This is a genomic window from Endozoicomonas sp. SESOKO3, from assembly GCF_024606255.1.
Genome location: NZ_JAHHPR010000303.1, coordinates 1 through 5,326, shown reverse-complemented (window position 1 = coordinate 5,326; position 5,326 = coordinate 1). Strand labels below are relative to the sequence as shown.

Below are 5,326 nucleotides of genomic sequence, written 5' to 3'. Positions count from 1 at the left end.
TCTTGCGGCCGTTTTCAAAGGCAATATCGTCAAGAACGTAGTTGGCGATGACCGCCGCTGAGAACTCTTTCATGCCGACAATAGATTCTTGCATGCCCGCCGGACCAGTGGCAGTCACGGGGACAAACATAAAGGCACTCTGCATAAATTCCTCAGCGCCCTTGTCGGACAGCATATGGACAACGGCACTGAAGTGAATCACATTAACGCCGTGTCTGTAGCCAAGGAAGTGTTCAAACTCTTCCACTGGCTGATAACCATCGGCACCCCTGATGGCTTTCATGTAGTTTTGAAGTTCAACCTTACTGATCAGACCGTCTCGCAGCAAAGCGATGATCTTGTTACCATTGCCAGAACCGGCAGTGAAGTATTTCTGGAAAGTTGTCAGATCCTTTGATTCATGTTCGACGAAATGAATGGCTCTTTTGCCCATACCGCGTATTTCACCGTCGTATTGTTGAGCCCCGGTTGCCATCTCATTCCTGGCCCTGTACACCAGCTCCTGAACTTTTTTCAGGACATTCAGAGGCCGATCTTCCGTTGGCTCGAAAGGGCTGGGTGGGAAGGTCGTCTTCAGGCTCTTGAATACTTTCACAATCCGAATGGCCTGATCAAAGGTCAGATTGTCTCCAACCATTGCCTGCAAGAGAATCGGTGCAAATTCATCTTTAAAATCGAAAGTCGAAAAGAATGGTGTCGTAAGGAACGGTTCTGCATTACCGCTTTCTGCTGCTAATTCTGTCAGACCGATGGCTGCTTCCAGGGCTTGTTGCTTGAGAGGGTGTTGCTGTGTGAAGGCGTTCATAGCGGCCTGAACTTTTGTCTGTCTCGGTGTGTACTGGAAGGGATCATCGTTATTTTCGACAACTTTCTCTGCAATCCTCAGGTTATCCTTCATTCTCTCAATGCAGGCTTTCCTGATTTCAATCTCACCTTCCAGGCTGGCCTGTTCCTGATTCAGTTGCCGGATCTTGCCGACACTACCACCATCCCAGACCAGTTGTACCCGTTTGTATCTAAGGGCATTAATCCGGTCTTCAAGGGTGTCAGTAGAGTCTGGCTTAAGACCCGCGGCTTCCTCAGTGGCTTCAAGAAGCGCGTCATGATCCGCCAAGTCCTGTTTTGCTTTGGAAACAGCTTCACTTTTACGTCTCAGGGCTAAAGCCAGCTGAGCCATTTCGTACCTGGGTACTGCTTCAGACGGCCCAACGGTGATTCTAAAATCGATCATTTCCCGTTCTTTACGAACCAGATTCGTTCGTGCATGATCCTCCTGAGCCCTTGCATCGTTTACATCCATCACTTTCTTGTCATGCACACGCAGGAATTTCCTGACCTGAATGTACTCTTTCGTGGCAAAACGCTGTTTACCCCGGACTTCATGGGTTTCGTCCTGATCATGACTCTCTGAATAGGCTTTATTGGCAATAAAGTGATCAGCTTCTTCCAGTAAACCGAGGTCACCATTTATCTGAATATTCAGTGCTTTTGTGGCTTTCCCAAGGACTTCATCCCGTTTTTCTGCGCTGCATGTCCGCAGGAAATGTTTGATGTCGTCTACTCGATCTTTAAAGGTTTGCTCATCACCTGCAGCCAGACCCAACTCGTTCTGAAGTTGTTTAATGCCCTGTTTGAGAGGTGTTTCCTCTTCATCCGAAGTATGTTGGAGGTCCGCACGGCTCACCAAAAATGCCACCTGCTTGTCACGAAGCGTGTTCAGCTTGCGTTGAACACCTGTCAGCTCACTTTCAGCTTCTTCTATTGCCCGCCTGACAGTGACTACCTCACGATCATAGACGTATCGGGGTTTGGGGCCCAGGCGAGCTATTTGTCTGTCAAGCTCATTTTCAATGGCCGTGATATGCTCGTTAACGTCAGCAAAACCTGTTTTTAAAACTTCTTCATCCAGCTGTTGAAGTCTTTTGTTAATGAGAATGTTTTGGTCTTCGATAGTGGCGTCATCTTTATAGTCCTGAATGTTGAGTTGATGAGCTATCTCATTGTTTCTGATTCTTTTGACATCTTCATTGCCACAGACTTCCTCTACTTCTTCCATTAATGCCCAAATTTGGTTGTAAAGAACATACTTGTTGTCAGACAGGGGGGCATCGTTTTCAAATTTTACCCCCAGATCATTGGCCAGCCTGGCAAGAAAAGCCCTGCCTCTTTCTTTTGCCTTATATCTTACAATGGAGTAGATCTGCAGCTCTTCCTCTATATCTTTAAGCAACTCTGTATTTTGTCTTATGACTTGCCCATCCGCATCTTCGACATAAAAGGTAAGACGCCTCTGAAGCTTCTCGTATTTTACTGCCCATTTTTGGCTCGCAGCTGTGATGTCTTCTTTCCAGAGAGTTTGTCCTATCGTATCCAGCATGGATTCTGAGACTTCATTGTTGTCAAATTTTGTACGAATCCTGCCAAGTCTTGTTGCTTTGTCATCACCTTCATTGACATTGATCTCGAGTATTTTTTCTACGGTTTTCAGTATCTCCAGCGCTTCTCTCTCTACTCGCAGTCTGGTTTTTATGAGGTATGTCTGAATTTCTTTAGAAATGGCTTCACGACGGTAATACACATCGTCCTCTCCATTTAAGTCATCAATCTTCAGGACTTTTTCCACAGCAGCCAGTTTCTCAAGTACTTCAGGTCTGGCTTTGGGGTGGTCTGGTGTTCTGATGTCTTCCAGCTCTTCTTCCAGCTCTTTAAGTTTGTAGAGCTTGTAATAGACTGTTGATTCCAGGGTGGCACGGTCTTCCAGTAGGGTGTTTTCACGTAGATCAATACCAAGAACCGCTGCCACAGCCCTTTTTCTGGTCCTGGTGTAAGAATTCTCTATTTCGCGCTGATCGTCCATTTTATACAGTTGCTGACGCATAAGTTGCTCTTGAGCACTCATTGTCTTAATTTTTTGAATCAGTTGTTCTTCTTGAGCATCAATATCTGCATTGCTATCAACACCCTGAGGGTTTAAATGAGCGGCAATGGTTGCATAGCGGGCTTTGATTGCAGCGTCTGTTCTGGTGCTTTGTTGCTGAAGATGCGTTTGAACGGACCGAAAGCGGGCACCCAGATCATTTTCATTATCTGGAATAATACCGATTTGACCTTCAATAACGGCCAGATTTGTTTTTACAGTGTCTTCCTCAGGCAGTCCCGGTGCGGCAACGGCTGTTAAGATTTCATTAAGTCTCTCCCGGGTGCGTGTGGCTTGTTCTTCTGGTGGCAGGGTATCATCCCAGTCATCTATGCTAAGCATTGTTGCTCTTTCAGAATTGTAAACCTTTCTGGCATCACGAAGTTGTTGTGCCAGGGCTGGAATTCGTTTGCTTTCCTGCTGAAGTGCCTGTTCCCGGTTTTCCAGCGCTTCCATTTCGGCACGAAGCTTTAAAAGCTCATCCCCGATTCGTTGGCTTATTTGTTGTGCTTTGAGTTTTTCCTCTTCACTGGTAACCTCTGCACCCGTTGTGTGCTGCAACTTATTTCTAATCTGGAGGATTATGGCTTCTTTTGTCTGTAGCTCCTCCAGGCTTTTATACATTTCAGGCAGCTGCCTGGTCATGTCGCTAATCACTTTGGCAGAAAACTCTTCGTCGACCCCGGGAGGACCGACCTGCGTTTCGCTGATAATGTTGACAACAGAACTTAACGTCCGAATAAAGCGTTGATTAGTCAGAAGATTTCTAATTACGGGTTTGAAGCCGAAGTGTTTTTCGAGTTGAAACTGTAACCAGGCTGGTGTGATGACAGACCAGGCAGCTTTGATGTGTGCAAATGTGAATTCAAATTGATAGGCATTATCCGGAGTAGCACTGGTCAATGCCTGCCGGAGATATTCATAGTATGCAAGCCTCGCCAGTGGATAGGTTTTAAATTCAGTTTTGTACTGTTCGTAATGTGCCGCTGATTCCTCCAGCAGTGCCATCTGCCTGCTGCGAATAACGTACTGATAGATCATGGTATCGTAGCTATTAACCTGTGTTTTTAGTGCATCAACGGGGTAATTACTCTCAGCTTTTTCCAGGAATTTATGGAGGTTTTCTATAAAGGCGATATCGTTCGGATACTGCATATGACCATGGAAAACAATAACCTCCCCCGGAGCTTCGGTTACTTCCAGCTTTGGATAGCCCACAGGCACGGAGTAAGCCCGCGTGTCATCTTCGACGTGTACAACATATCCAATGGGTTTGCTGTGTTTTAACAGTTCATTAAGCGCCTGCTGTTGTAAATCCTTTCTCAGGACATGAACCTGAAAATAGGCAGAGGTGGCTGCTGCCAGGAGAGCCTCATCATTGACGAAAAGTGATTGACCCAGACGTTTCAGTTCAGGAGGCTGATCCCCCCCGGAGATGAGACGCATGAAGGTACGCCCATCCACTTCAGCTTGTTCTATTTCAATGGTGGCAAGGGCAACATAGTGATCACGGGTCCCGAGTTTTCCTGCTCTTTCATTAGCACCTTCGAGCACCTCGTTCAGTTGTGCGGGTCTGGCGATTTTTGTCAACGGTTCCAGTGGTTCGGTGCTATCCATTTGATCAAGCACAGCCTCAACCGAATCCTGATCGGTCATTCCGGCCCTGACTTCAATGATCAGTTTTTCTTCTTCAAGGTTATGGGTGAACCTGAAGACGTCCTCATCACCCACCTTCAGGATTTTGGTGTATTTCTGAGCAACGTCATTCTCGTCCGTTTCAAACAGATCAACAATGGAAACGTCGGCGTCGATGCCGGAAAGAATGTCTGTGAAAGAAGGAATGAAATATGCACTGAATCGAGTCCGATCAGGGTAGGTAGTGGTAAAGGATTTAGGTATTGGCTGCTGGTCATCGTCTAAAGTTGGCTTGACTATGACCTCACTCCGGATCAGCTCCGCTTGCGCATTGTCCTGAATACCGACAAATTTTGTCTGAAGTCTGCGATTGGCCAGAGCCTGTGTACCAATGATGGAAGAACAGACTGCAATGGCCACTGCAAGGCTTAATGCGTTGGGGCGAGAATGTGTCATTCTACTTCCTCGGAATTGAGTGCTTTTATTGCCGTGAAAAGCGATTGCTACAGTAGACGAGGAAGCGACTTTTATTCGCTCATGGCTGTCAATCGCTCATGGCTGTTGCGATAAGCTGTTGAGAGAATTTAGTTCACAGTGGCAAAAGTTCAACGCCAGTAAAATTGAGTTGTTTTTTCAGGGAGGGGTTTCCTCTGGCGCTGCAATCCTTGACTCGAAGAATCTACCCAGAGCGTAAGAATAAGGAATACTTTCTGCGTGGGAGAATGACCATTTAGGTACATTGTCCCTGAAGTATTTCTCCCAGCCATGCTCGTA

Annotated in this window: 1 protein-coding gene; it reads right to left on the bottom strand. The window is 46.5% G+C overall.

The window, feature by feature from the left end; translation table 11 throughout:
• Nucleotides 1–5,008, bottom strand: a 5,008-nt coding sequence (locus tag KDK18_RS05380) for a hypothetical protein (protein WP_257253747.1), incomplete at its 3' end; no start/stop codon positions are given.
• Nucleotides 5,009–5,326: the final 318 nt, after the last annotated feature.